Raw genomic sequence first — 25,738 nt, forward strand, 5'->3', positions numbered from 1 at the left:
CGCCTGTGGATAACCCACCTGCGACGGGCCCGTTCGAACCGTGCGTACGTACGTATGTGCGCTGTCCATCCGTCGTATGCGCGCTGTCCGGGTATCGCGCCGTCCGGGATCAGACCGCGGCCTTCTTCAGCCGGCGGCGCTCCCGCTCGGACAGGCCGCCCCAGATGCCGAATCGCTCGTCGTTGGCGAGGGCGTACTCGAGGCACTCGGAGCGGACCTCACAGGCGAGGCAGACCTTCTTGGCCTCCCGGGTCGAGCCGCCCTTCTCGGGGAAGAAGGACTCGGGGTCGGTCTGGGCGCACAGTGCACGCTCCTGCCAGCCGAGTTCCTCATCCACGTCGTCGACCAGCAGTTGCTGCACCGTCTCGGTCATGTGCGCCCCTCGTCTGTCTTTCGCGTCCCCGTGATCTAGCCGTTACCGATTCCGGCTGAACGACACGAGTGAAATTACAAGTGTGCTGCTCCGGGCGAGTCAAGCCGAGATCTGCTATTGAGCCCCTTATTCACTCTGCGGAACCAAGCCCAAGCGGAAAGTGTTCAAATCACCATAAAACCTGACACACCGACGGAGCCCGCACGGGTTCACGCCGTCCGCCTGACCCCATGCAGCCCTGTACAGGGAAGGACGCCCAGGGGTTCGGTCTCGTTCCGACACGCACCTCGAAGCGAAACGGATCACATTCGGATCACGAGTACGCAACGGGGTTCGTGCGCCCGGTTGGACGCCATGTGTCCCGGGCGGGCCCTGAACAAACCTTTCATCTGAGTGAACGACCGGATGAGGTGAACCACATCCCACATACCGGGTGCCGAGTTGACAGTGAGGGTGTGAACCGGTGTCCTAGTGGGCATGCTCGCGAACTTGGCACTCACCTCGACCCGCACCGCCGGGTCCCTCGGTGCTGCCCGCGCTCGCTGTAGCTGTTGCTGTTCCAGCTGTTGAGCCCGACGCGCTCCGGCCGCCGCTGAGTCACCCACGACTCGGCCGCTGTTGTCCCCCTCCACCAGGGCACTCCTCGTCGCCGCCCGCGGACCCGGGCACACACGACGCGACACCCCCACCGACTTTCCACTCCTTGCCGAGGAACCACCGCACCCCATGAACAGCGACAGCGACCTCCAGATCGCCGGCGACATCCTCGAAGTCCCGCATCTGCTCCAGACCCCGCGCGAGCACCCGGCCACCGTCGCCGAGTTCGTCGGACTCGCCCGCTCCATCGCCGCAGACCGCTCCCAGTGGGAGCACCTCGTCCGGTACGACGCGACCAGCCGCTGGTACCACCGGCTGCGCACCGGCCCGGGCTACGAGGTGTGGCTGCTGTCCTGGGTGCCCGGGCAGGGCAGCGGGCTGCACGACCACGGCCGCTCCTCCGGTGTGCTGACCGTGCTGGACGGCACGCTGACCGAGCGCACGGAGCGGGGCACGCGCGCGTTGCGGGCAGGCGCGCAGCGCGTTTTCGCGCCGGGGTACGTGCACGAAGTCGTCAACGACGCACTGGAGCCGGCGGTCAGCCTGCACGTCTACTACCCGGGCCTGACGGAGATGCCGATGCTCCCCCAGTCTCAACTTCGTTCGACCGGGGGGACCCCCATGGCCCAGCACTGCGAGGCCCGGGCGTACCGGGTGCCGTGATTGCCTGACCGGTCGGCGTGACGTTTCCGACCGGTCGGCGTGGCTGCCTGACCGGTTGCCGTAGCCGCTGACCGGTTGTCGTAGGCGCCTGCAAGACTGGCTTCCATGCGCATTGTGGTTCTGGCAGGCGGCATCGGTGGTGCCCGGTTCCTGCGTGGTCTGAAGCGGGCCGTGCCGGACGCGGACATCACGGTCATCGGCAACACCGGGGACGACATCCACCTCTTCGGGCTGAAGGTCTGCCCGGACCTCGACACGGTGATGTACACGCTCGGCGGCGGCATCAACGAGGAGCAGGGCTGGGGGCGCGCCGACGAGACCTTCCACCTCAAGGAGGAGCTCGCGGCGTACGGCGTCGGGCCCGAGTGGTTCGGCCTCGGCGACCGTGACTTCGCCACGCACATCGTGCGGACGCAGATGATCGGCGCCGGGTACCCGCTGAGCGCGGTGACCCAGGCGCTGTGCGACCGGTGGCAGCCGGGCGTGCGGCTGATCCCGATGTCCGACGACCGTGTCGAGACCCACGTGGCCGTCGAGATCGACGGCGAGCGCAAGGCGATCCACTTCCAGGAGTACTGGGTGCGGCTGCGCGCCTCGGTGCCCGCGGAGGCGATCGTGCCGGTGGGTGCCGACCAGGCGAAGCCCGCGCCGGGTGTGCTGGAGGCGATCGCCGGGGCGGACGTGATCCTCTTCCCGCCGTCCAACCCGGTCGTGTCGATCGGCACGATCCTCGCCGTGCCCGGCATCCGGGAGGCCATCGCCGACGCCGGAGTGCCGGTGGTCGGCCTGTCCCCCATCGTCGGTGACGCGCCCGTGCGGGGCATGGCCGACAAGGTGCTCGCCGCCGTGGGCGTCGAGTCGACCGCGCCGGCGGTGGCCGAGCACTACGGCTCGGGCCTGCTGGACGGCTGGCTCGTCGACACGGTGGACGCCGGCGTGGTGGGGCGGGTCGAGGCGGCCGGGATCCGCTGCCGGGCCGTGCCGCTGATGATGACCGATGACGACGCGACCGCGCAGATGGCGCGGGAGGCCCTGGCACTGGCGGAGGAGGTGCGGGGAGCTTGAGCGGCGAGATCCCGGAGAACCGGCGGAATGCCGACGAGTACCGGGTGTGGGCCGTGGACGGGATACCCGAGGTCACGGCCGGGGACGATCTGGCCAAGCTGATCGCGGCCGCCGAGCCCGGTCTGTCCGACGGGGACGTGCTGCTCGTCACGTCGAAGATCGTGTCCAAGGCGGAGGGCCGGGCAGTCCAGGCGGCCGACCGGGAGGCGGCCATCGACGCCGAGACGGTACGGGTCGTCGCCCGGCGCGGCAGTCTCCGGATCGTCGAGAACCGGCAGGGCCTCGTCATGGCCGCGGCCGGGGTGGACGCGTCCAACACCCCGGCCGGGACGGTGCTGTTGCTGCCCGAGGACCCGGACGCCTCCGCCCGCGTGATCCGCGACGGACTGCGGGACATCCTCGGCGTCGACGTCGGTGTCGTCATCACCGACACGTTCGGGCGACCCTGGCGCGCGGGGCTCACGGACGTCGCGATCGGCGCCGCCGGAGTACGCGTACTGGACGATCTGCGCGGCGGCACGGACGCGTACGGCAACCCGCTCAGCGCCACCGTCGTCGCCACGGCCGACGAACTCGCCGCGGCCGGCGACCTCGTCAAGGGCAAGGCGGCCGGACTCCCCGTCGCCGTGGTGCGCGGCCTGCCGCACGTGCTGGTGCCGGATGACGGAGAGGGAGCGCGGGCCATGGTGCGCGGCGCGCGCGACGACATGTTCCGGCTCGGGACGTCGGAGGCGGTACGGCTGGCGGTGACCCAGCGGCGTACGGTCCGGGCCTTCACGGACGAGCCCGTCGACCCCGGAGCGGTACGGCGTGCGGTGGCCGCGGCGGTGACGGCGCCGGCGCCGCACCACACCACCCCCTGGCGATTCGTGCTGCTGGAGTCCGGGGAGTCGCGGACGCGGCTGCTCGACGCCATGCGGGACGCCTGGATCGCCGATCTGCGGCGGGACGGAAAGACGGAGGAGTCCATCGCCCGGCGGATACGGCGAGGGGACGTCCTGCGGAACGCGCCGTACCTCGTCGTCCCCTGTCTGGTCATGGACGGTTCGCACACCTACGGCGACGCGCGGCGCGACGGGGCCGAGCGGGAGATGTTCGTGGTCGCCGCGGGCGCCGGCGTGCAGAACTTCCTGGTCGCACTGGCCGGGGAGCGGCTGGGGTCGGCGTGGGTGTCCTCGACGATGTTCTGCCGGGACGTGGTGCGCGATGTGCTGGCGCTGCCGGCGGCCTGGGATCCGATGGGCGCGGTGGCGGTCGGGCATCCGGCGGAGGAACCGCGGCCCCGGCCGGAGCGGGACGCGGGGGCCTTCATCGAGGTGCGGTGACCGGCGCCGGGGCGGCGCCTACGCTTTTGGGGCTGCTCCTCTCGTAGCCCCCTCTCGTATCCCAGGGACTTGACTCATGGCAGGACGGTTCGCTCCTCGGCCCACGCGCACGGCTGTGCGCGGTGGGCAGGTCGGCGTCGCCGGGGGCGTGCCGCAGCAGGCGGCGGGGCCGGGGCGGGTGCGCGACTGGGTGCCGGACGGGCCGCTGGATCTCGGTCTGGTGCTCGGGCCGCTGCGGCGCGGGCCGGGTGATCCGACGTTCCGGGAGATGCCGGACGGGTCCGTGTGGCGGGCCTGTCGTACGCCCGCCGGGCCCGGGACGCTACGGGTCTGCGCGTACGGCGGTGGGGTGCGGGGCCAGGCCTGGGGGCCCGGGGCGGAGTGGCTGCTGGACCGGTTGCCGGAGCTGCTCGGGGCCGCCGATGATCCGTCCGTGTTCGTGCCCCGGCACCGGCTGGTGGCGCTGGCCCGGCATCGGCGGCCGGGGCTCAGGCTGACGCGGAGCGGGCTGGTGCTGGAGTCGCTGATTCCGTCGATTCTGGAGCAGAAGGTCACGACCGATGAGGCGTATCGGGCGTGGCGGCTGCTGGTGCGGAAGTTCGGGGAGCCGGCGCCGGGGCCCGCGCCCGGGCGGATGTGCGTGATGCCGGAGCCTCGGGCGTGGGCGTTGATCCCGTCGTGGGAGTGGCACCGGGCCGGGGTCGACAACAAGCGGGCGTCGACGATCCTGCGTGCGGTTCGGGTGGCCGGGCGGTTGGAGGAGGCGGCCGGGATGGAACCGGGGGCGGCTCGGGCGCGGTTGGAGTTGGTACCGGGGGTCGGACCGTGGACGTCGGCGGAGACGGTGCAGCGGAGTCATGGGGCGCCGGATGAGGTGACCGTGGGGGATCTGCATCTGCCCGGGATCGTGGGGTGGGCGTTGGCCGGGGACCGGGATGCCGATGACTCCGTGATGCTGGAGTTGTTGGAGCCGTATGCGGGGCAGCGGCATCGGGCGGCTCGGTTGATTTTGCTGAGTGGGAGGGCGCCGGGGCGGAGGGCGCCGAAGATGCCGCGGTGGGATATCGGGGGGTTGTGAGCTGCCCAGGTATCAGCCGGCCCCGGTTTCGGTGCTGCGGCGTTGGTGCTGGGGCCGGGTGGGTCCGCAACCCGGCGTAGCGGGGTGCCGCTTCTTTGGAACGGGCGCCGCCCCTAGCGGCGCGACTGCCCGCAGCCAGGACGGCTACGACTGCCCGCGGCTGCCGCCGGCGGGCGGCCGGCGGCAGCCGCGCCTAGGCGCTACTGGTCCGAAGAGAAGCGGACCGCTCCTGCTGGGATCTGGGCGTCGCACCAGATGCGGGCGCCGTCGCGGAGTTCGTTGTCGGGGCCGATGATCGCGCCGTCGCCTATGACCGTGCCGGTGAGGACGGAGCGTTCGCCGACGCGGGCCCGGGTGCCTATGAGGGAGTCGGTGATGACCGCGCCGGGTTCGATCACGGCGCCCGGGAGGATCGTGCTGCCGAAGACGCGGGCGCCCTCCGCGACGAAGGCGCCCTCGCCGACCACCGTGCCGCCGGACAGCTTCGCGTCGGCCGCGACCGTCGCCGTCGGCAGGACCAGGCGGTCGCCGCAGCGGCCGGGGACCGCAGGGGACGGGGCCCGGCCCAGGACCAGGTCAGCCGAACCCCGGACGAACGCCGCCGGTGTGCCCAGGTCCAGCCAGTACGTCGAGTCCACCATGCCCTGGAGGTGCGCCCCGGCGGACAACAGGTCCGGAAACGTCTCGCGCTCCACCGACACCGGCCGGCCCAGCGGGATCGTGTCGATGACCGAGCGGCGGAAGACGTACGCCCCCGCGTTGATCTGGTCGGTGACGATCTCCTCGGGCGTCTGCGGCTTCTCCAGGAACGCCAGGACCCTGCCCGTGTCGTCCGTGGGGACGAGGCCGTAGGCGCGCGGGTCCGTGACCTTGGTGAGGTGCAGGGAGACGTCCGCCCCCGTCGTCTGGTGGGTGTCGACCAAGGCCCGGATGTCGAGGCCCGTCAGGATGTCGCCGTTGAAGATGAGGACCGGGTCGTCGGGGCCCGAGTGCAACCGGGAGGCCACATTGCGGATGGCACCGCCCGTGCCCAGGGGCACCTCCTCCGTCACGTACTCCAGGTGCAGCCCCAGCGCGGCACCGTCACCGAAGTACGGCTCGAAGACCTCGGCCAGATAGGACGTGGCCAGGACGATGTGTTCGACACCCGCCGCTCTCGCTCTCGCCAGTTGGTGCGTGAGGAAGGGCACCCCGGCCGCCGGCACCATGGGCTTGGGCGTGTGCACCGTGAGCGGGCGCAGCCGGGTGCCCTTGCCGCCGACCAGGAGGATCGCTTCTGTCACGTGTCGTCTCTGCTTCCTGCCGGGACCGGCCGAACTGTCTTTCGGCCGGTCAGTGTATGCAGACCGTTCCGTGGCGCCTTCGCTGGCCGTGCGGCATTCCGCCCCGCTGCCCCCCGACGGCGGTGAACGTGTTCTGTCTCAGCGGCCCTGGTACCGGGCCGCCTTGGAGCGGGCCGAGCCGAGCTTGCTGTAGAGCTTCCTCCCCGGGCACTCCGTCTTGAAGCCGTCCCGGTGACCGGAGATCACGTTCAGTCGTACGTTCTTACCTTTTCTGTGGAGATTGCTACCCCCCGACTTCAGGTATGTCTTACCCCGCGGATTCACCCCGTACAGGCCCAGCTTCCAGGCGGTGAGCCGGGCGATGGCCCTGACGGCGGCGGACGACGGCTTCTTGACGTCGTACGACCCGAGGACGGCGATCCCCATGCTGTTGCTGTTGAAACCAAGGGTGTGCGCGCCGAGGACCGGCCTGGCCACGCCCCCGGCGCGGCCCTCGTAGATCTTTCCGCACTTGTCGATGACGAAGTTGTAGCCGATGTCCCGCCAGCCCATGCTCCTGACGTGGTAGCGGTAGATACTGCGGATGAGTGACGGGACCTGCGAGCAGCGGTAGTTGTTGCCGGAGGCCGTGTGGTGCACGAAGGCCGCCTTGACCTTCTTCGTGTACCGGAAGCCCCGCTCCCGCAGCCCCTCGTTCGCCCCCCAGCCGCGCCGCGTGACGATGCGCGGGCGCGGGCCGACGTAGGGCCTCGCCTGCTGCCGCTCCGTCAGCTCGCCGGCGCTGCGGGCGAAGGACTCCTGCTCGGTCTTCGCGCGGTTCAGTGCCGGGTTCTCGGTGGCGCCGAGAAGGGCCAGGTCGGCGGTGACGGCGGAGGCCTTGGTGGCGGCGGAGGTCTCGCCGGCAAGGCCGGCGGTGCGGGAACCGTCCACGGAGGCGCCGGGCGGCTGGGCCTCATCGCCCGGGTCGACGAGTTCGAGGCGGAGGCCGGCGGGCAGCGGGGGCGCGGCGGGCAGGTTGCGGGCGGCCGTGCCGTGGCGCGCGGAGTCGGCTTCCGCACTCTCGGGTTCGGAACGGACGCGGAGTTCCACACCGTCGGAGTCCCCCACCCACAGCGGGGCCGTGGCGCCGCGGACGCGGCCCGACGTGCTCTCGGGGGTGCCCCGGTCGGCCGCGTGATCGGCGTTGTGCGTCTCGACGTCCTGCCAGCCCGACCATGCACCGGTGCCGGCGGCTCGGGTGCGGACCTGGACGCGGCCGTGCAGTTCGGCTTCGGGGTCGTCCCAGACGACCCCGACGAGGGAGAAATGGCGTACGGCACGTCGGGGCAGGCCCTGTTCCGGGGCGCCGGGGCCGGTGGGGGTGGCGCGGTTGCGGGTGAGGGGTTCCAGGGGGAGGGACTGGGTGCTGCCGGGGGCGTACGGTTCGGCCGCGCGCCGGTCGGCCATGGCCGTGTCCGGTGTCCCCGCGTGGGGCGCGGGTCTCGCGGTCGTGGCCGCTTCCGTGGTCGGTACCGGTCTCGCCTTCGCCGCGAGGGCGGGCGGAGTGAGGGGGAGAGCCAGAGCGGCCGCACAGGTGACACCGATCGAAGAAGCAAGAAATCCACGCATGCTCCTGATCTTGGACATAGTCGTATAAGTCTGTCCATTTGGGAGTTGACGGACCATCGGCCGGGGTTCGGCCGAACCGGTGGCGGATTCACGGCGGGGCGGTGGCCGGGCCGTTGGGCGGGGGCATGGGTGCCGCGTACGCTTGCGCGGGTGAACGCCACCGATCGCACCCCTGCCGACCTGCTGAATTCCGCGCTCACCGCGGATCCGGGACGTCCCCTGGTGACCTTCTACGACGACGCCACGGGCGAACGTGTCGAACTGTCCGTGGCCACCTTCGCCAATTGGGTGGCCAAGACCGCCAACCTCCTCCAGGACGAGCTGTCCGTCGAGCCCGGGGACCGGGTGGCGCTGTTGCTGCCCGCGCACTGGCAGACGGCGGTGTGGCTGCTGGCGTGTTCGTCGGTGGGTGTCGTCGCGGACGTGGCGGGGGACGCGCGGGCTGCTGATGTCGTGGTGAGCGGGCCGGACGAGCTGGAGGCGGCGCGGGCGTGTTCCGGGGCGCGGGTCGCGATGGCGCTGCGGCCGCTCGGAGGGCGGTTTCCGCAGGTGCCCGAGGGGTTCGTCGACTACGCGGTGGAGGTGCCGGGACAGGGGGACCGGTTCGCGCCGTATGCGCCGGTGGATCCGGAGGGGCCTGCGCTGATCGTGGCGGGGCGGGAGTTCAGCGGGGCCGAGGTCGTCGAGCGGGCTCGGGCGGAGGCGACGGAGCTGGGGTTGACCGGTCCGGGCTCGCGGATCTTGTCGGGGTTGCCGTATGACACGTGGGAGGGGTTGAACGCGGGGTTGTACGGGCCGTTGGCCACGGGGGGGTCTGTGGTGCTGTGCCGGCATCTGGAGCAGGTGGGGGACGGGGTGCTGGACAAGCGGGTCGAGAGTGAGCGGGTTACGGCTATTGCCCGGTAGGGCCTGTTTGCCGGGTGCTCGGCGTGGGGTGCTGGGGGCGGATGGGTGCGCAGCCCGGCGCGGCGGGGTGCCGCGATTTCGAGACGTGCGCCGCCCCTGGCGGCACGACTGCCCGCAGCCGAGCGGGGCCGGCGCCCGCAACTGAGCGGGACCGCACCCAGCTGTGCATCCTCCGTTCAGCCCATTCCCACCCCACCCCTGCACCCCATCCACGCCACAGTCGTAGGAGCAGTGCGCGCGCACGTTCGTACGTCGTGAGGGGTGGTCTCTGTCGTGGGCGACACCGGGAGGCTTGGGCCGGGGGCGGGGGCCTCGGCCAGTGGGCCGGGGCTGGTGCGGCGGCGTCGGCGGCGGTGGGTGCGGATCGGGGCGTTCGGGGTCGCCGGTGTCGTCGTCGCGGCCGGCGGGGCCGGATGGGCCGTGTACGCGAAGCTCAGCGGGAACATCACGCCCGACGAGGCCGCCGCCGCCGAGCTCGCGCGGTACGAGAAGGAACGGCCCACCGCGCTGGTCAAGGACGCGCGGAACATCCTGCTGATCGGTTCGGACTCGCGCGAGGGGGACGACAACGCGCGCTACGGGCGTGACTCCGGGACCGAGCGGTCGGACACCACGATCCTGCTGCACCTGTCCGCGGGCCGGAGCAGCGCCACCGCCGTCTCCCTGCCCCGGGACCTGATGGTGGACCTGCCGAGTTGCCGGCGCCCGGACGGGTCGCGCAGCGCGCCGCGGTTCGCCGCGTTCAACCGGGCCTTCGAGCTGGGCGGTTCGGCCTGCACCATCCGGACCGTCGAGAAGCTCACCGACATCCGCGTCGATCATCACGTCGTCGTCGACTTCCACGGCTTCAAGGAGATGGTCGACGCGGTCGACGGCGTGGAGGTGTGCCTGCGGGAGCCGATCGACGACCGGGCCGCCAAGCTGCGACTCCCCGCCGGGCGGGTGACCCTCGAGGGCGAGCAGGCACTCGGCTATGTCCGCGCCCGCAAGACGCTCGGCGACGGCAGTGACACGGAGCGCATGGAGCGGCAGCAACGGTTCCTCGGGGCACTCGTCAACAAGGTGCGCAGCAATGACGTCCTGCTGAATCCGGCGAAGCTGTATCCCGTGCTGGACGCCGCCACGTCATCTCTCACAACCGACCCGGATCTGGCCAGCCTTCGCGGTTTGTACGAACTCGTGCGCGGACTGCGCGACATCCCCATGGAACGCGTGCAATTCCTGACCGTTCCACGGGAGTCGTACGCGTACGACGCCAATCGCGACCAACTCGTGGAGCCCGAGGCGGAGAGGCTGTTCGAGCGGCTGCGTACGGACACACCCGTGGCGGTGGCCCGGGACGTTCCGCACGGTTCCGCCCCGCTGCGGCCCACCGATTCGCATAACGGGTCGTACGGGGATCCGCATCCGGGGCCGTTCGGGAAGCCCGCCGTCACCGTTTCTCCTCCACCGACGTTCCGGGGGAACACGGCAGCCGAGGACACCTGCGAGTAAAGCGGGCACCAATGTAACTCCAAGGCAATGAACTCTTCACCCGGGAAATGGGCGAATTGCCCAGGTGTAGGGACGTGGAATTTGTCACCGTCGTCGTTCGGCACTGAACTGGGCGGTTAGTGTGAGCGATCCGGTGCGACCGGCCCCGAGGACGGTCCTGAGGTCGCGCACTGTGTGACCGAGACCCGGGCGCCTTGGAGGGGGAGGCGCCGCGTGCCCCGACGGAGGAAACAGACAACCGTGGACGCGCAAGGCCGTGGGCGGGCGGACGATATCGATCCCGCTGACCAGTGGGTGCTCAATCCGAACACCGGCGAATACGAACTGCGACTGCCCCCTTCCCCACCGCAGTCGGGCGTCCCCGCTCCCCGCAGGCCACCGGCCTCCGACGCGGCCGCGTCGGCGCGCGGCCGTACGGAGGCGCACGGCCGGCCGCGGCCCGGGACGCCCGGCCGTGCGGTGCCGCCGCGCAGGCGCCGCGGGGCGCCGGAGGAACCGCTGCCCGGGCGGCGCGGGCGGCGGCCGGCCAAGAAGGCCGCGAAGGGGAAGAAGGTCCTGCTGTGGACCGGCGGCACGATGGCGTTCGTGCTGGTCGCCGGGGCGGGCGCCGCCTACTTCTACATCGAGCACCTGAACGACAACATCGCGTCCGTCTCCGACGACGGCGCGAGCACCGGTGGCTTCCAGAAGGACAAGGCGATCAACATTTTGCTGATCGGCACCGACAAGCGCACCGGCGCGGGCAACGACAAGTACGGCGACGCGGGCAGCGTCGGCCACGCCGACACCACGATCCTGCTGCACGTCTCCAAGGACCGTTCGAACGCGACCGCGCTGAGCATCCCCCGTGACCTGATCGTCGACGTGCCGGACTGCCCGACGACGCAGGAGGACGGCACCCAGAAGATCATCCCGGGCACGCGGCAGGTCCGTTTCAACACCAGCCTCGGCCAGGACGGCCGTACCCCCAGTTGCACCATGCGGACCGTGACCGAGCTGACCGGAGTCAAGCCGGACAACTTCATGGTCGCCGACTTCAACGCCGTCAAGACGCTGACCACCGCGGTCGGCGGGGTCGAGGTCTGCCTGGGCAAGGACATCGACGACCCGGATTCCAAGCTGAAGCTGTCGAAGGGCACGCACACGATCGAGGGCGAGCAGGCGCTGGCCTTCGTACGCACCCGGCACTCCGTCGGCTTCGGCGGCGACCTGAGCCGGATCGGGCTCCAGCAGCAGTTCCTGAGCGCGCTGATGCGCAAGCTGAAGTCCAACGACACGCTCACCAGCCCCTCGAAGATGCTCGATCTGGCCGAGGCGGGCACCAAGGCCCTGACCGTCGACTCGCAGCTGGACAGCATTGGCAAGCTCAAGGACCTCGGTCTGGAGCTGGGCAAGCTCGACACCAAGAACCTGACGTTCACCACGACCCCGGTGATAGACAACCCGGCGGAGAAGGTCAAGACCACGGTCGTACTGAACGAGTCGACGGCCCCGCAGGTCTTCGACATGATCAAGAACGATGTCTCCTTCACCGCGGTCAAGCAACAGAAGAAGAAGGAGGCGGCCGCCGTGGCCGCCCGGTTGAAGGGCAGCAAGGCCCCGGCCTCCGAGGTCCGGGTGCGGATCCTCAACGGCGGTGCCGACCCCGGCAGCGCCCAGGAGACGCTCAGCTGGCTCCAGGTCGAGGAGGGCGTGACCAAGTCGGAGAACGCCGGCAACGCGCCCGCCGAGCTGGCGAAGACCACGCTCGAGTACGCCCCCGACCAGGCCGACCAGGCCCGCCGCCTCGCCGACATCATGGGCCTGCCCGGGTCGGCGATGAAGCCGGGCGAGAGCGTGGAGAACGCCCAGGGGCTGCCCGCGATGACGCTGACCCTCGGCAAGGACTTCAAGGGTGCGGGCACCTCCCTCACCGCTCCGTCGAAGGCGCCGGAGGGTGTCCAGAAGTCCACGGCGGACAAGGTCGAGTGCGCCGAATGACCTGACGGGCCTGCCGTACGTCTCACAGGGCGTACGACAGGCCTGTCCGGTGACGCGGGGGTGGAGAAGAGCAGATGGCACAGAGCAGCAGTGTGTACGGGGAGGGGACCAGGCCGGGTGCCGTCCCGAGCGAGCCGGGCCCGGGCAGATCCACCGGGCCGGGCGACGGGGACGGCCGGGGAGGCCGCCGGCCCGGCCGGGGCCGCCGCTTCCTGCGCTGGTCGGCGACCTCCCTTTCCGTGGTGATCCTCGCGACCGCCGGCGCCGGCTACCTCTACTACGAGCACCTGAACGGCAACATCGAGAAGGGCCGGCGAAGCAGCGGCGACTCCAAGGCGCGCAAGTCCGCCCCGAACGCGGCCGGGCAGACGCCCCTGAACATCCTGCTGGTCGGCTCCGACAGCCGGAACTCCGACGAGAACGTGAAGCTGGGCGGCGCCCGGAAGGACCGCGGGAATCCGCCGCTGGGCGACGTGCAGATGCTCATCCACCTGGCCGCGGACCGCAGGAGCGCCTCCGTGGTGAGCATTCCGCGCGACACCCGGGTCGACATACCCGAGTGCACCGACCCGAAGACCGGGCGGACGTTCCCGCCGGCCAACACGATCATCAACGCCTCGCTGGCCCGTGGCGGAGCAGGCTGCACGCTCGCGACCTGGGAGAACCTCACCGGCGTCTACATCGACCACTGGATGACGATCGACTTCGCGGGCGTGGTGAAGATGGCGGACGCCATCGGCGGGGTCGAGGTGTGCGTGCGGCAGAACGTGTGGGACCGCCCGCTGCCCGGCGTACCCGGCGGCTCGGGTCTGAAGCTGGCCGCCGGCCGGAAGAAGGTCCAGGGCGAGCAGGCGCTCCAGTGGCTGCGCACTCGGCACGCGTGGGGCAGCGACCCGCTGCGGGCCAGGGCCCAGCACATGTACATGAACTCGATGATCCGCACGCTCAAGGCGCAGAACGTCTTCACCGACACCGGCCGGCTGACGGATCTGGCCGAGGCGGCCACCAGGTCGCTGCACGTGTCCGAGGAGCTCGGCACGGTGAAGAAGCTGTACGACCTGGGCATGCAGTTGAAGACGGTGCCGACGGACCGCATCACCATGACGACGCTGCCCACGGCCGAGGATCCGCAGGACCGCAACCACCTGGTCCCGGCCGGCGCCGACGCCGACCGGATGTGGGCCATGATCCGCGACGACGTACCCTTCGACGGCAAGGGCGCGAAGAGAACCTCCAAGGCCCCCAAGGCATCCAAGACGCCCGAGACGTCCAAGGATCCCGCCGCGGCGGACGACGCGATCGGCGTCCTGGTGCAGAACGCCACGCGCTCCAGCACCCTCGGTCCGGTGAGCGGGCGCGCGGGCGCCATCGCGCGGCTGCTCACGGGGAAGGGCTTCACCCAGGCCGCCGCCGACACCACGGGCGCGCTGTCCGAGGAGCGGACCGTGGTGCGCTACCCGAGCGCCGACCTGGCGGGCGACGCGCAGCGTGTCGCCAAGTCGCTGGGGATTCCGGCGAGTTCGGTGCGGCGGTCGACCGATGTCTCCGGCGTCACGGTCGTCGTGGGCGCCGACTGGCGTACGGGCACGGCCTATCCGAAGCAGCCGGCTCCGAAAACCGGGAAGTTGCCCGGCGACGCGGACGCCCTCAACGGCTCGGACGCCGGGCAGTGCATGGACGTGTACGCGCCCTACCGCTGGTAGCGACCGGGGGAACAACCCGCACACCGGTCGACGACTTCCTTCCGCTTCCTCACATGGAATTGGGCTGGATTGCCCAAATGTAGGGACGCCGAATTTGTCATTCAGCGCACACCGACGTTCAACTGGGCGGATAGTGTGAGCGATCCAGTGCTTCTGTGATGACAAGTACCCGTGCGCCTTCCGGGGGAGAAGGCGCCGCGTGCCCCGACGGAGGAAACAGACAACCGTGGACGCGCAACGCCGTGGGCGGGGGGACCAGATCGATCCCGCAGACCAGTGGGTACTCAATCCGAACACCGGCGAATACGAACTGCGACTGACTCCATCCGCAGCGCAGTCGCCGGTGCCCGGGGCACGCGGTTCCACTCCCCCGACGGGGGCGGGCGGCCGTACGGCGGGACCGCGCAAGGCGGCTCCCCGGAACGGGGCTTCCCGTGAGGGCGCCACCCGCACCGATGTTCCGCCCCAGCGCCGGCGGCGCGGTGCGCCCGGGGAGCCGCCGCCGGGGAGGCGCGGTGGGCGCCGGCCGGTGCAGCGGAAGCCGAAGAAGGCGAAGAAGGCGCTCGTGTGGACCGGCGGCACGATGGCGTTCGTGCTGGTCGGGGTCGGCGCGGCCGGCGACTTCTACCTTCAGCACCTGGAGGGCAACGTCGCGACGACCGACGTCGGCAGCGCGGGCGCCAGCAACTTCAGCAAGGACGAGGCCTTCAGCATCCTCATCATCGGCACGGACAAACGCACCGGTGAGGGCAACGAGGGTTACGGCGACAAGGGCAGCTCCGGGCACGCCGACACCACGATCCTGCTGCACGTCGCCAAGGACCGCTCCAACGCGACCGCGCTCAGCATCCCCCGGGACCTGATCGTGAACATCCCCGACTGCCCGACGAAGCTGGAGGACGGCTCGGAGAAGATCGTCCCGGGCCAACAGGGAGTCCGCTTCAACCGGAGCCTCGGGGAGAGCGGCCGGGACCCGGGCTGCACGATGCGCACGGTGAAGGAGAACACCGGCATCCAGGTCGACCACTTCATGATGGCCGACTTCAACGCGGTGAAGACCCTGACGACGGCGGTGGACGGGGTCGACGTCTGTGTGGAGAAGCCGGTCAACGACAAGGAGTCCAAACTCGTCCTGCCCGCGGGCGAGTCGAAGGTCGAGGGCGAGCAGGCTCTCGCGTTCGTCCGTACGCGCAAGAGCTTCGGCAACAGCGGCGACCTGGACCGGATCAAGGTACAGCAGCAGTTTCTGGGCTCGCTCATGCGCAAGATGTCCTCCAGTGACACCCTCACCAGCCCCTCGAAGCTGCTGAAGCTGGCCGAGGCCGCCACCAAGGCGCTCACCGTGGACAAGGCCATCGGCAACGTCGGCACGCTCAAGGACATCGCCCTGGAGCTGAAGAAGGTGCCGACCAAGAACATCGCCTTCACGACCGTCCCGGTGAAGGACAACCCGGCGGAGACGGTGAAGGCGACGGTCGTCCTCGACGAGTCGCAGGCTCCCCAGGTGTTCGACATGATCCAGAACGACGTCTCGTTCACCGAGGTCAAGCAGCAGAAGAAGAGGGAGAAGGACGCCGAGGCCGCGCGGCTGAAGGGCACCAAGGCACCGGCCTCCGAGGTCCGGGTCCGGGTCCTCAACGGCAGTGCCGTCTCCGGTGCCGCGCAGAAGACCCTCCAGCACCTCCAGGTCGAGGAGGGCGTGACCAAGTCCGAGAACGGCGGGAACGCGCCCGCCGAGCTGGCGAAGACCACGCTCGAGTACGCCCCCGACCAGGCCGACCAGGCCCGCCGCCTCGCCGACATCATGGGGCTGTCCGGGTCGGCCCTGCAGCCCGGCGAGAGCGTGACCAACTCCCAGGGCCTGCCCGCCATGACCCTGACCCTCGGCAAGGACTTCAAAGGCGCCGGCGTGAAGCTCAACGCCCCGGTCGAGGCGGCGGACGTGGAGAAGTCCACCGCCGACAAGGTGAAGTGCGCGAGTTGACCCGCTGAGGGCAACTGACAGGCCCGTCGTGCGTCTAACAGGGGGCAGGACGGGCCTGTTGCATGCTCGGGGGCGGGAAGGACCGAGGAAGTGACGCAGAGCGGTGTGCGGGAGAACAAGACGCGGCAGGGCGTCCGCCGGGAACCGGGCCCGGGTGAGAGCAAGTCGGCGACGGGTGGCGCCCCCGGCGGCGAGGGCCGGCCCCTGCGTACCCGGCGGCTGCTGAGGTGGTCCGCCGCCGTGCTCGCCGTCCTCATACTGGGGACGGCCGGAGCCGGATACCTCTACTACCGCCACCTGAACGGCAACATCAAGAAGGACGAGCTGAACCTCGGCGACAACAAGGTCGCCGCCCCGACGCCGAACGCCGCCGGGCAGACCCCGCTGAACATCCTGCTCATCGGGTCGGACGCGCGGGACACCGAGGAGAATCAGAAACTCGGCGGCGCCCGTGAGACGTTCGGCGCCGCGCCGCTGGCGGACGTGCAGATGCTGCTGCACCTGTCCGCCGACCGCACCAACATGTCGGTCATCAGCATGCCCCGCGACACGCTCGTGAAGATCCCGAAGTGCACCGACCCGGACGACGGGAAGGTGTACCCGGCGACCCAGGGGCGGACGATGACCAACCAGAGCCTCGGGCACGGCGGCCCGGGCTGCACCGTGGCCACCTGGCAGGAGCTCACCGGCATCCACATCGACCACTTCGTCATGGTCGACTTCGCGGGCGTGGTGTCGATGGCCGACGCCGTCGGCGGTGTCCCGGTGTGCGTCGACGCGAACATCCACTCCCGCACCTCCGACGGCAAGGGCTCGGGTCTGAAACTGGAGAAGGGCACCTCGTACATCCAGGGCGAGCAAGCCCTCCAGTGGCTGCGCACCCGCTACGGCTTCGAGGACGGCAGCGACCTGGCCCGCGCCAAGGCCCAGCACATGTACATGAACGCGATGGTCCGCCAGCTGCGCGAGAACGCCACCCTCAGCAGCCCCAACAAGCTCCGCCGACTGGCCGAGGAGGCCACCCGGGCGTTGACGGTCGACCCCGGCCTCGACACCGTCAAGAAGCTTTACGACCTCAGCGACGAGCTGCGCAAGGTGGAGCCGGAGCGCATCACCATGACCACCATGCCCAACCGGTACGTGGGCGCCCGCGTGGAGCCCACCGAGGACGCCGAGCAGCTGTTCCGGCTGGTGCGGGAGGACATCGCGCTGGACGGCAAGGACAGGGACCGGAAGAAGGCGGCGGAGAAGGCCTCCTCCGACCCGGCCGCGGCCGACGGCGAGATCCCCGTCCAGGTCCGCAACGGCACCCGGACCGACACCCTGGCCGCGGCACGCGGGCGCGCGAGCACCGTGGCCGGGCTGCTGACGGAGCAGGGCTTCGCCCAGGCCGTCGCCGACACCAACGGCTCGTGGAGCGAGGAGCGGACCGTCGTCCGCTACCCGAGCACCGACCTGGAGGGAGACGCCCAGCGGGTCGCCAAGGCCCTGGGAATTCCTCTGAGTTCGGTGCAGCGGTCGACCGACGTCTCCGGCGTCACGCTCGTCGTGGGCGCCGACTGGCGGGAGGGCACGGACTACAAGGCGCCGAAGCGGAACGACGAGACCCCGAAGTCGGCCGACGCGCTCAACGGCGCGGACGACAAGGCCTGTATGCACGTGAACCCGGGCTTCACCTGGTGACGGAAACGGGCCCCTCCCGAGAGGGAGGGGCCCGGACGCGTGCGGTGTGCGTCAGCCCGTGGTCGCGTCCGCGTCCGCCCGGACCGCCGGACGCCGGGACGCGATGACCTTCTTCGCCAGCGACCGCGGGCTGGTCAGGAAGCCCCAGCCCCACGACATGTGCATGGTGGCGAGCGCCACGGGGATCTGGAGCCGCGCCTTCAGCGGCAGCCCCTTGCCCGCCGGGACCGAGCCGAGCAGGATCGCCGCGAGATAGCCGCCGGGCACCACGAAACCCCACGGCGTCAGCAGCGCCCCCACCAGGATCCCGGCCGCGATCGCGCACACGGCGGTCGGCGGGGCGAGGTAGCGCAGGTTGATCGAGCCCTCGTGGTAGCGGGCGACGACGTGCCGCCAGCGGCCGTAGTCCTTGTACTGCTTGGCGAGCGCCTTCACGCTCGGCCGCGGCCGGTACGACACCTTCAGCTCGGGCGAGAACCAGATCAGCCCGCCGGCCTCGCGGATCCGGAAGTTCAGCTCCCAGTCCTGGGCGCGGATGAACTCCACGTTGTAGCCGCCCTGCCGCTCCAGCGCCTCGCGCCGGAAGACGCCGAGGTAGACGGTCTCGGCCGGGCCCGCCTGGCCGCCCGTGTGGAAGGCGGCGTTGCCGACACCTATCTTCGAGGTCATCGCGGCCGCGACGGCGCGCTCCCAGTCGTTCTCGCCCTCGGCGTGCATGATGCCGCCGACGTTCTGCGCGCCGGTCTCCTCCAAGAGCCGTACGGCGGTGGCGATGTAGTCGGGCGAGAGCATGCCGTGCCCGTCGACGCGGACGACGATCGGGTGGCGTGAGGCGTTGATCGCCGCGTTCAGCGCCGCGGGCGTACGGCCGGTGGGGTTGGGGACGGTGTGCACACGCTTGCTTTTGGATGACGCGGTTTCGGCCACGAGCTCGGCGGCGATCTCGTCCGTGCGGTCCGTGGACGGACCGAGGGCGATCACGACCTCCATCTCGCCGGCGTACTCCTGCGCGAGGATCGCTTGGACTGCTCCCCGCAGATGCCGTTCCTCGTTGAGGACGGGCATGATCACGGAAACGGCGGGGAGCCGCACGTCGGGATTGGCGTTCATAGGGGCCTCACGTTACCGCGAACGGGGGACACCGGTGCGCGCCGCCGGGGCGATACCGCGGGCCGCAGATCGTATCGGCCTACGGTTTCACGGATCCCACATACGGCCGTCGTCCGGAGGTGTTCCCTTGCCCACGCCGCCGCGGTCCCCTCGGTCCACCGCCGCTCCGCAGCGCCGCCCGCAGCCCTCCCCCGGGCGCGCCCCGCGCAGACCCGCGCCGCCCGTACGGCGCCGGAAGCCGCGCTGGGGCATGCGGATGGTCACCACCCTGTCCGTGGTGGTCCTCGCGTCCGCCGGTATCGGGCACGCGGTGATGACCAGCCTGGACGCGGACATCGCCCGGCTCGACCCCTTCAAGGACATGAAGAACCGTCCGCAGGCGGGCCACGGCATGAACGTGCTGCTGGTCGGCACCGACGGCCGCGAGAAGATCAGCAAGGAGGAGCGGCAGAAGTACCGGCTGGGCGGGGCGCCCTGCCACTGCACCGACACGATCATGATCGTGCACATCTCGGAGGACCGGGAGCGGGCGAGCGTGGTGAGCCTGCCGCGCGACTCGTACGCCGTGGCGCCCCCGCACGTCGACCGTACGACGGGCAAGCGGCACCATGGGCACCCGATCAAGCTGAACGCGGCGTACGCCGAGGGCGGGCCGCAACTGACCGTGCGGACGGTCGAGAGCATGACGAAGGTGAAGATCGACCACTACATGGAGGTCGACTTCACCAGCTTCATGAGGACGGTGGACGTGGTCGGGGGCGTGAAGATCTGCACCGCGGCCCCCCTGAAGGACAGCCACACCGGCCTGGACCTCCCGGCCGGGCGGCACCACCTCGCGGGCGGGCAGGCGCTCCAGTACGTACGCGCCCGGCACGTCGACGGGGCCTCGGACCTTGGCCGGATGAAGAGGCAGCAGCGCTTCATGGCGGCGCTCGTGGAGCGGATCACTTCCTCGGGGATCCTCCTCAACCCGATGAAGTTCCGGGACGTGACGCGGGCGGTGCTCGGCTCGGTGCGGGCGGACAAGGGCTTCGGCACGGACGAGATGCTGGACCTGGGCCGGGCCATGCGGAACTTCTCCCCCTCCTCCTCCGAGTTCACGACCGTCCCGATCGGGCGGATGGGGTACGCCGTGAAGGGCGTCGGCTCGACGCTGAAGTGGGACCCCGTGAAGGCGGAGCGGCTCTTCCACGCCCTGCGCGCGGACCAGCCGCTGTCCGTGCACCGGCCGCGCGGCGCGGCCCGGATCGTCTCGGTCGCCCCGCAGCAGATCCGCGTCCAGGTGGAGAACGGCACCCGCACGCCCGGACTGGGCCGCCGGGTGGACGCGGCCCTGGCCTCGACGGGCTTCCGTACGACCCGGGCCCCGGTGAACGCCGCCGTCCGCGACGTCAAGCGCACGATCGTCGCCCACGACCCCCGCTGGGACCGCTCGGCCAAGTCCCTCGCCATGGCCCTGCCGGGCAGCGAACTCCGCCCGGTCAAGGGCCTGGGCGCGACCCTGAAGGTCATCGCGGGCACGGACTTCGAGCGCGTACGCAAGGTACGGGCCGAGGACCCGGGGCAGGGCGAGTCCGGGGTGATGAGGGGGGATGAGGTGGCGTGCTCGTAGGGGCCTCGACGCACGCATGGCGGATTCCTTCCTTCCGCCCCGTGGCGGTCGGGGCCGGCCAGGCGTAGGACGGAAGGCAGCAAGGGCCGACCCCCCGGCTCTCGCCGTCCCCCAGGAGGAATCATGACCCAGCAGCCCACGATGACCCCGCTGAGCAAGGAGATGCAGGACTGCGTGCAGGCGTGCATGACCTGCCACGGCGTGTGCGAGGAGACCATGAGCTCCTGCCTCCAGATGGGCGGCCAGGCCCAGATGCAGATCATGCGCGCGGTCATGGACTGCGCCGAGATGACGCGCATGTGCGCCGACATGATGATGCGTCGCTCGCCGCTGTCGGCCGAGATGTGCGCGATGTGCGCCCGGGCCTGTGACATGTGCGCCGAGGCGTGTATGTCGATGCCGGACGATGCCCAGATGATGCGTTGCGCCGAGGCGTGTCGCCGCTGTGCCGAGATGTGCCGCTCGATGTCGGCCGCCACGATGTGAGGACCGCTTCACAGCAGTCGGGGGCACCCCCGTGGGTGCCCCCGACGCATGCCGGTGCTCAGTTGCCCGAGACGGTGACCGTCTCGTCGTTCTTCAGCTGGTTCACCAGCGTCTTCACCTTCGCGGTGTCCCACTGGAGGTTGCCGTTCGGGGAGTTGCCCGAGATCGGCATGTTCATCGACTTGCCCTCGCCGCCGCTGACGCCCTTCATCGCCCAGAACATGGACGCCAGGTCGAACAGGCCCATGTCCTTGTCGACCACGAGGGAGTCCAGGCCGGCGCCCATGGTCGGGTACAGCTTGAACGGGTTGAGGATCGTGCTGGGGGTGGCGACCTGGTTGGCCAGGGCCGACAGGAACTTCTGCTGGTTCTTCGTCCGGTCCAGGTCGGAGCCCGCGAGCGCGTAGCGGGTGCGGACGAAGGCGAGGGCCTGCTCGCCGTTGAGGGTCTGCTTGCCCTTCTTGAGGTCCGCGCCCGACTTCTTGTCCTTGATGTCCTGCGGGATGTCCATCTCGACACCGCCGACCGCGTCCACGATGTTCGCGAAGCCGCCGAAGCCGATCTCCACGTAGTGGTCGATGTGCAGGTTCGTGTTGGCCTCGACGGTACGGACCAGCAGCTCCGGGCCGTCCTCCGCGTACGCCGCGTTCAGCTTCGTCTGGCGGCCCGTGGCCGGGTAGAGCTTGCCGGAATCGGAGCCCTTGTACGACGGGATCGTGACGTTCGAGTCACGCGGCAGCGAGATCAGCGTCGGGCCGTTGCTGCCGGTGTGCAGGATCATCATCGAGTCCGTGCGCTTGCCCTCGGCGGACCCGGTGTGCAGCTTCTTCTTCTCCTCGGCCGACATGCCCGCGCGGCTGTCGGAGCCGACGATCAGGTAGTTCGTGCCCTCGCCCGCCTCCGGGCGGTCGATGACCTTCGACAGGTCGACGTCGCGGTTGAGCTTGGAGTCGGCCCAGAAGTACGTGGCGACGCTGGTCACGACCAGCACCGTCGCGACCGTGATGGCCGTCACCTTGATACGGCGGCGCCAGTTCGGCGCGGGGCGCGGCTCGTACATGCCGTCGCCCGGACCGCCGGGGCCTCTGCCGCCGGGGGAGCCGTAGACCTGGCCGGTGTTGTAGCCGCTGTCGTAGCCGCCGTCGACGTACGACGGCTGCTGCGGTACGCCACTGCTGTACGGCGGGGCGCCGCCGTAGCCGGCCTGCCCGGGCGACGGCGCCGGACCGCGGCGGACCTGCCGCATCACACGGGCGCTCTCGGGCTGTGCGCTCGCGCTTCCGCGTCCGTACCGGCTGCCGCGGTTGTCGTCGGACCATCCCTCGGGCCAATTGTTCATGCGCCCCAGTGTGCAGGTCCCCGTAGTACGCCATACAAGAGTCGTCGGAAAATCAGAGCACGGCTGTGGCGAAGCTGACACAAAACCGCCTCATGCCGCCTCGGCATAAGGTAGGGGCCATGACAGACCAGGCCCACGCTGCGGATTCCGGCACTCCGGATATCCCGGGCAAGCCGACTTCCGCCTCCCGCACGACCCTCAGTCACATCATGACCCACAACGACACCAACCTTCTGGGGACGGTGCACGGCGGTGTGATCATGAAGCTGGTGGACGACGCGGCGGGTGCCGTGGCCGGGCGGCACTCCGGCGGGCCGGCCGTCACCGCGTCCATGGACGAGATGGCCTTCCTGGAGCCGGTCCGCGTCGGCGACCTGGTCCACGTCAAGGCACAGGTCAACTGGACCGGCCGCACCTCGATGGAGGTCGGCGTCCGCGTCCTCGCCGAACGCTGGAACGAATCCGCCCCGCCCACGCAGGTCGGCTCCGCCTACCTCGTCTTCGCGGCCGTCGACGCCGACGGCAAGCCCCGCCGGGTCCCCCCGGTCCTCCCGGAGACCGGACGCGACAAGCGCCGCTACCAGGAGGCCCAGATCCGCCGCACCCACCGCCTGGCCCGCCGCCGGGCGATCATGGAACTGCGGGAGAAGCGGGCGGCGGAGGGGTTCGAGGACTGAGTGAGCCTCCCGCGGGACGGGAGGCTCACCCTCTGACGCAAGAGCCTGTTACGGCAAGTTGCGCGCCATCACGATCCGCTGGACCTGGTTCGTGCCCTCGTATATTTGCGTGATCTTGGCGTCGCGCATCATGCGCTCGACCGGGTAGTCGCGGGTGTAGCCGTAGCCGCCGAGGAGCTGGACGGCGTCCGTGGTGACCTCCATGGCCACGTCCGAGGCGAAGCACTTGGCGGCGGCGCCCAGGTAGGTGAGGTCGGCGTCGCCTCGCTCGGAGGCGGCGGCGGCCTGGTAGGTCAGGGCGCGGGCGGCCGAGATCTTCATGGCCATGTCGGCGAGCATGAACTGGATGCCCTGGAAGTCGGCGATCGGCTTGCCGAACTGCTTGCGCTCCTGGACGTAGCCCTTGGCGTAGTCGAGGGCACCCTGGGCGATGCCGAGGGCCTGGGCGGCGATGGTGATGCGGGTGTGGTCGAGGGTCTTCATCGCCGTCGCGAAGCCGGTGCCCTCCTCACCGATCATGCGGTCGGCGGGGACGCGGACGTTGTCGAGGTAGACCTCGCGGGTCGGGGAGCCCTTGATGCCGAGCTTCTTCTCGGGGGCGCCGAAGGAGACGCCCTCGTCCGACTTCTCGACGACGAAGGCGGAGATGCCCTTGGAGCGCTTGGCCGGGTCCGTGACCGCCATCACCGTGTAGTACTCGGACTCGCCCGCGTTGGTGATCCAGCGCTTCACGCCGTTGAGGACGTAGTGGTCGCCGTCGCGGACGGCCTTCGTCTTCATGCCGGCGGCGTCGGAGCCGGCGTCCGGCTCGGACAGGCAGTAGGAGAACATGCCGTCGCCCTTGGCGAGCGGGGCCATGTACTTCTTCTTCAGCTCCTCGGAGCCGGAGAGGATCACCGGGAGCGAGCCCAGCTTGTTCACCGCGGGGATGAGGGAGGACGAGGCACAGACGCGCGCGACCTCCTCGATCACTATGACGGTGGCGAGCGCGTCCGCGCCCGACCCGCCGTACTCCTCGGGTACGTGCACGGCGTGCAGGTCGTTCGCGACCAGGGCGTCCAGCGCCTCCTGCGGGAAGCGGGCCTCCTCGTCCACCGCGGCGGCGTACGGCGCGATCTTCGCCTCGGCCAGCGAGCGGACGGCGTCACGGAGCATGTCGTGCTCCTCGGACGGGCGGTACAGGTCGAAGTCAGCCGATCCGGCCAAGGTCTCTCACGCTCCAAAACGCTGCGATGGTGGCGCTAACTACCGTTAAGTAATCAAAAGTTTATGGGGTCGCCCACGGGAGGGATACGTGAGCTAGACGACAGCGGGAAGTTGCCCTGCGCAGCCCGCTCCCATGCCCCGGATATGCTCGGGCGCGCACCTGCCGTAGACCCCTGGAGCACCCATGGCCCTGAAGATCACCGTGATCGGCACCGGCTATCTCGGCGCGACACACGCGGCGGCCATGGCCGAGCTGGGCTTCGAGGTGCTCGCCCTCGACGTCGTGCCCGAGAAGATCGAGAAGCTGGAGCGCGGCGAGGCCCCGATGTACGAGCCGGGCCTCGACGAGCTGCTGCGCCGGCACGTCGCCGGTTTCGAGGGCTCCAGCGGGCGACTGCGCTTCACCCAGGACTGGGCCGAGATCGGTGCCTTCGGCGATGTGCACTTCGTGTGCGTGAACACCCCGCAGCGGCACGGCGAGTACGCCTGCGACATGAGTTACGTCGACTCCGCGATCGCCTCGCTCGCCCCACATCTGCACGGCCCCGCCCTGGTCGTCGGCAAGTCGACCGTGCCCGTCGGCTCCGCCGACCGGCTGGCGGCCTACCTGGCCGCGCACGCGCCGGCCGGCGAAGACGCAGAGCTGGCGTGGAACCCGGAGTTCCTGCGCGAGGGCTTCGCCGTCAAGGACACGCTGCACCCCGACCGGATCGTGGTGGGCGTGCGCAGCGAGCGTGCCGAGAAGCTGCTGCGGAAGGTGTACGCCACGCCGATCGCCGAGGGCTCGCCGTTCGTGGTGACCGACTTCCCGACGGCCGAGCTGGTGAAGACCTCCGCGAACTCCTTCCTCGCCACGAAGATCTCCTTCATCAACGCCATGGCGGAGGTGTGCGAGGCCGCGGGCGGCGACGTCGCCAAGCTGGCGGAGGCCATCGGCTACGACGACCGGATCGGCAAGAAGTTCCTGCGGGCCGGGATCGGCTTCGGTGGCGGCTGTCTGCCGAAGGACATCCGGGCGTTCATGGCACGGGCCGGTGAGCTGGGCGCGGACCAGGCGCTGACCTTCCTGCGGGAGATCGACTCCATCAACATGCGCCAGCGCGGGCAGATGGTCGAGCTGACCCGGCAGGCACTGGGCGGCGGGCCGTTCCTCGGCAAGCGCGTCGCCGTACTGGGCGCGACCTTCAAGCCCGACTCGGACGACGTACGGGACTCCCCCGCGCTGAACGTCGCCGGGCAGATCCACCTCCAGGGCGGCCAGGTCACGGTCTACGACCCCAAGGGCATGGACAACGCCCGCCGCGTCTTCCCGACCCTCGGTTACGCCGGCTCGGCGCTGGACGCCGTACGCGGCGCCGACATCGTGCTGCATCTGACGGAGTGGCGGGAGTTCCGCGAGCTGGACGAGGAGTCCCTCGGCGAGGTCGCCGCGGCCCGGGTCATCCTCGACGGCCGCAACGCCCTCGACGCGGAGCGCTGGCGCAAGGCCGGGTGGACGTACCGGGCGATGGGGCGGCCCAAGGTCTGAGCGGGAGACGCACCGAACGGGCCACGCCGGTTCGGCCG

The 25,738-nt window shown here is 70.4% G+C and carries 20 protein-coding genes; 14 read left to right on the plus strand and 6 right to left on the minus strand.

All coding sequences use genetic code 11. The features are described 5' to 3' along the window. Positions 1 to 109: 109 nt before the first annotated feature. The gene (locus tag V8690_RS16470; protein WP_338779637.1) at positions 110 to 373 is read right to left on the minus strand and encodes a WhiB family transcriptional regulator; all 264 of its coding nucleotides are present in this window, start codon (positions 371 to 373) and stop codon (positions 110 to 112) included. Between the two features lie 726 nt (positions 374 to 1,099). Between V8690_RS16470 and V8690_RS16475 the strand changes: the two genes are divergently transcribed. From V8690_RS16475 to V8690_RS16490, 4 genes are all read left to right on the plus strand, one after another. Next, positions 1,100 to 1,633, plus strand: a complete 534-nt coding sequence (locus tag V8690_RS16475) for a cysteine dioxygenase family protein (RefSeq protein ID WP_338779639.1) — start codon at positions 1,100 to 1,102, stop codon at positions 1,631 to 1,633. Positions 1,634 to 1,738: 105 nt separating this feature from the next. Beyond that, a complete protein-coding gene (gene cofD, locus V8690_RS16480; RefSeq protein WP_338779641.1) occupies positions 1,739 to 2,698 on the plus strand; it encodes a 2-phospho-L-lactate transferase in 960 nt (319 codons plus the stop codon). Then, on the plus strand, positions 2,695 to 4,023 hold the full coding sequence (locus V8690_RS16485; RefSeq protein ID WP_338779643.1) for a coenzyme F420-0:L-glutamate ligase: 1,329 nt from the start codon (positions 2,695 to 2,697) through the stop codon (positions 4,021 to 4,023). The genes cofD and V8690_RS16485 overlap by 4 nt, the downstream gene beginning before the upstream one ends. Positions 4,024 to 4,099: 76 nt before the next feature. Beyond that, positions 4,100 to 5,101 (plus strand): DNA-3-methyladenine glycosylase 2 family protein, encoded by a 1,002-nt coding sequence (locus V8690_RS16490; RefSeq protein ID WP_338779645.1) that lies wholly within the window; start codon positions 4,100 to 4,102, stop codon positions 5,099 to 5,101. A gap of 200 nt (positions 5,102 to 5,301) precedes the next feature. Here the strand turns inward: V8690_RS16490 and V8690_RS16495 are convergent, their stop codons facing one another. Continuing rightward, positions 5,302 to 6,384, minus strand: a complete 1,083-nt coding sequence (locus tag V8690_RS16495) for an NDP-sugar synthase (RefSeq protein ID WP_338779647.1) — start codon at positions 6,382 to 6,384, stop codon at positions 5,302 to 5,304. A gap of 138 nt (positions 6,385 to 6,522) precedes the next feature. Then, positions 6,523 to 7,992 (minus strand): N-acetylmuramoyl-L-alanine amidase, encoded by a 1,470-nt coding sequence (locus V8690_RS16500; protein ID WP_338779649.1) that lies wholly within the window; start codon positions 7,990 to 7,992, stop codon positions 6,523 to 6,525. A gap of 150 nt (positions 7,993 to 8,142) precedes the next feature. Here V8690_RS16500 and V8690_RS16505 point away from each other — a divergent pair, with 150 nt between their 5' ends. The 6 genes from V8690_RS16505 (at position 8,143) to V8690_RS16530 (ending at position 17,742) form a co-directional block, all read left to right on the plus strand. Further along, positions 8,143 to 8,898, plus strand: coding sequence for a TIGR03089 family protein (locus V8690_RS16505; RefSeq protein WP_338779651.1), 756 nt, complete (start codon positions 8,143 to 8,145; stop codon positions 8,896 to 8,898). Positions 8,899 to 9,171: 273 nt separating this feature from the next. Further along, positions 9,172 to 10,392 carry an LCP family protein gene (locus V8690_RS16510; RefSeq protein WP_338779652.1) on the plus strand — a complete coding sequence of 407 codons (1,221 nt, stop codon included), beginning with the start codon at positions 9,172 to 9,174 and terminating at the stop codon, positions 10,390 to 10,392. Between the two features lie 240 nt (positions 10,393 to 10,632). Beyond that, positions 10,633 to 12,372 carry an LCP family protein gene (locus tag V8690_RS16515; RefSeq protein ID WP_338779654.1) on the plus strand — a complete coding sequence of 580 codons (1,740 nt, stop codon included), beginning with the start codon at positions 10,633 to 10,635 and terminating at the stop codon, positions 12,370 to 12,372. A gap of 74 nt (positions 12,373 to 12,446) precedes the next feature. Then, positions 12,447 to 14,075 carry an LCP family protein gene (locus tag V8690_RS16520; RefSeq protein ID WP_338779656.1) on the plus strand — a complete coding sequence of 543 codons (1,629 nt, stop codon included), beginning with the start codon at positions 12,447 to 12,449 and terminating at the stop codon, positions 14,073 to 14,075. Between the two features lie 226 nt (positions 14,076 to 14,301). Next, a complete protein-coding gene (locus V8690_RS16525; RefSeq protein WP_338779658.1) occupies positions 14,302 to 16,059 on the plus strand; it encodes an LCP family protein in 1,758 nt (585 codons plus the stop codon). A 204-nt stretch (positions 16,060 to 16,263) separates the two neighbouring features. Next, positions 16,264 to 17,742, plus strand: a complete 1,479-nt coding sequence (locus tag V8690_RS16530) for an LCP family protein (RefSeq protein ID WP_338785375.1) — start codon at positions 16,264 to 16,266, stop codon at positions 17,740 to 17,742. A 51-nt stretch (positions 17,743 to 17,793) separates the two neighbouring features. On the opposite strand, the gene V8690_RS16535 is transcribed toward V8690_RS16530, so the two are convergent. After that, positions 17,794 to 18,852, minus strand: a complete 1,059-nt coding sequence (locus tag V8690_RS16535; RefSeq protein WP_338779659.1) for a glycosyltransferase family 2 protein — start codon at positions 18,850 to 18,852, stop codon at positions 17,794 to 17,796. Positions 18,853 to 19,102: 250 nt separating this feature from the next. On the opposite strand from V8690_RS16535, the gene V8690_RS16540 reads away from it, so the two are divergent. Both V8690_RS16540 and V8690_RS16545 read left to right on the plus strand, forming a co-directional pair. Then, a complete protein-coding gene (locus V8690_RS16540; protein WP_338785376.1) occupies positions 19,103 to 20,464 on the plus strand; it encodes an LCP family protein in 1,362 nt (453 codons plus the stop codon). A gap of 123 nt (positions 20,465 to 20,587) precedes the next feature. Beyond that, a complete protein-coding gene (locus V8690_RS16545) occupies positions 20,588 to 20,950 on the plus strand; it encodes a four-helix bundle copper-binding protein (RefSeq protein WP_338779660.1) in 363 nt (120 codons plus the stop codon). A 58-nt stretch (positions 20,951 to 21,008) separates the two neighbouring features. Here V8690_RS16545 and V8690_RS16550 read toward each other — a convergent pair whose 3' ends face one another. Then, the gene (locus V8690_RS16550) at positions 21,009 to 22,289 is read right to left on the minus strand and encodes an LCP family protein (protein WP_338779661.1); all 1,281 of its coding nucleotides are present in this window, start codon (positions 22,287 to 22,289) and stop codon (positions 21,009 to 21,011) included. A gap of 119 nt (positions 22,290 to 22,408) precedes the next feature. Here V8690_RS16550 and V8690_RS16555 point away from each other — a divergent pair, with 119 nt between their 5' ends. Beyond that, positions 22,409 to 22,966, plus strand: coding sequence for an acyl-CoA thioesterase (locus V8690_RS16555; RefSeq protein ID WP_338779662.1), 558 nt, complete (start codon positions 22,409 to 22,411; stop codon positions 22,964 to 22,966). A gap of 48 nt (positions 22,967 to 23,014) precedes the next feature. Here V8690_RS16555 and V8690_RS16560 read toward each other — a convergent pair whose 3' ends face one another. After that, the gene (locus V8690_RS16560) at positions 23,015 to 24,172 is read right to left on the minus strand and encodes an acyl-CoA dehydrogenase (RefSeq protein ID WP_338779663.1); all 1,158 of its coding nucleotides are present in this window, start codon (positions 24,170 to 24,172) and stop codon (positions 23,015 to 23,017) included. A gap of 184 nt (positions 24,173 to 24,356) precedes the next feature. Between V8690_RS16560 and V8690_RS16565 the strand changes: the two genes are divergently transcribed. Next, positions 24,357 to 25,700 carry a UDP-glucose/GDP-mannose dehydrogenase family protein gene (locus tag V8690_RS16565; RefSeq protein WP_338779664.1) on the plus strand — a complete coding sequence of 448 codons (1,344 nt, stop codon included), beginning with the start codon at positions 24,357 to 24,359 and terminating at the stop codon, positions 25,698 to 25,700. The last annotated feature ends 38 nt before the right edge of the window (positions 25,701 to 25,738 follow it).

The organism is Streptomyces sp. DG1A-41 (genome assembly GCF_037055355.1).
GTDB lineage: Bacteria > Actinomycetota > Actinomycetes > Streptomycetales > Streptomycetaceae > Streptomyces.

What these genes read in the sequence shown, in the direction of transcription:
- V8690_RS16470 (WP_338779637.1), bottom strand. Translation starts at nt 373, where the DNA reads ATGACCGAGACGGTGCAGCAACTGCTGGTCGACGACGTGGATGAGGAA.
- V8690_RS16475 (WP_338779639.1), top strand. Translation starts at nt 1,100, where the DNA reads ATGAACAGCGACAGCGACCTCCAGATCGCCGGCGACATCCTCGAAGTC.
- cofD (WP_338779641.1), top strand. Translation starts at nt 1,739, where the DNA reads ATGCGCATTGTGGTTCTGGCAGGCGGCATCGGTGGTGCCCGGTTCCTG.
- V8690_RS16490 (WP_338779645.1), top strand. Translation starts at nt 4,100, where the DNA reads ATGGCAGGACGGTTCGCTCCTCGGCCCACGCGCACGGCTGTGCGCGGT.
- V8690_RS16500 (WP_338779649.1), bottom strand. Translation starts at nt 7,992, where the DNA reads ATGCGTGGATTTCTTGCTTCTTCGATCGGTGTCACCTGTGCGGCCGCT.
- V8690_RS16520 (WP_338779656.1), top strand. Translation starts at nt 12,447, where the DNA reads ATGGCACAGAGCAGCAGTGTGTACGGGGAGGGGACCAGGCCGGGTGCC.
- V8690_RS16535 (WP_338779659.1), bottom strand. Translation starts at nt 18,852, where the DNA reads ATGAACGCCAATCCCGACGTGCGGCTCCCCGCCGTTTCCGTGATCATG.
- V8690_RS16540 (WP_338785376.1), top strand. Translation starts at nt 19,103, where the DNA reads ATGCGGATGGTCACCACCCTGTCCGTGGTGGTCCTCGCGTCCGCCGGT.
- V8690_RS16545 (WP_338779660.1), top strand. Translation starts at nt 20,588, where the DNA reads ATGACCCAGCAGCCCACGATGACCCCGCTGAGCAAGGAGATGCAGGAC.
- V8690_RS16550 (WP_338779661.1), bottom strand. Translation starts at nt 22,289, where the DNA reads ATGAACAATTGGCCCGAGGGATGGTCCGACGACAACCGCGGCAGCCGG.
- V8690_RS16555 (WP_338779662.1), top strand. Translation starts at nt 22,409, where the DNA reads ATGACAGACCAGGCCCACGCTGCGGATTCCGGCACTCCGGATATCCCG.
- V8690_RS16565 (WP_338779664.1), top strand. Translation starts at nt 24,357, where the DNA reads ATGGCCCTGAAGATCACCGTGATCGGCACCGGCTATCTCGGCGCGACA.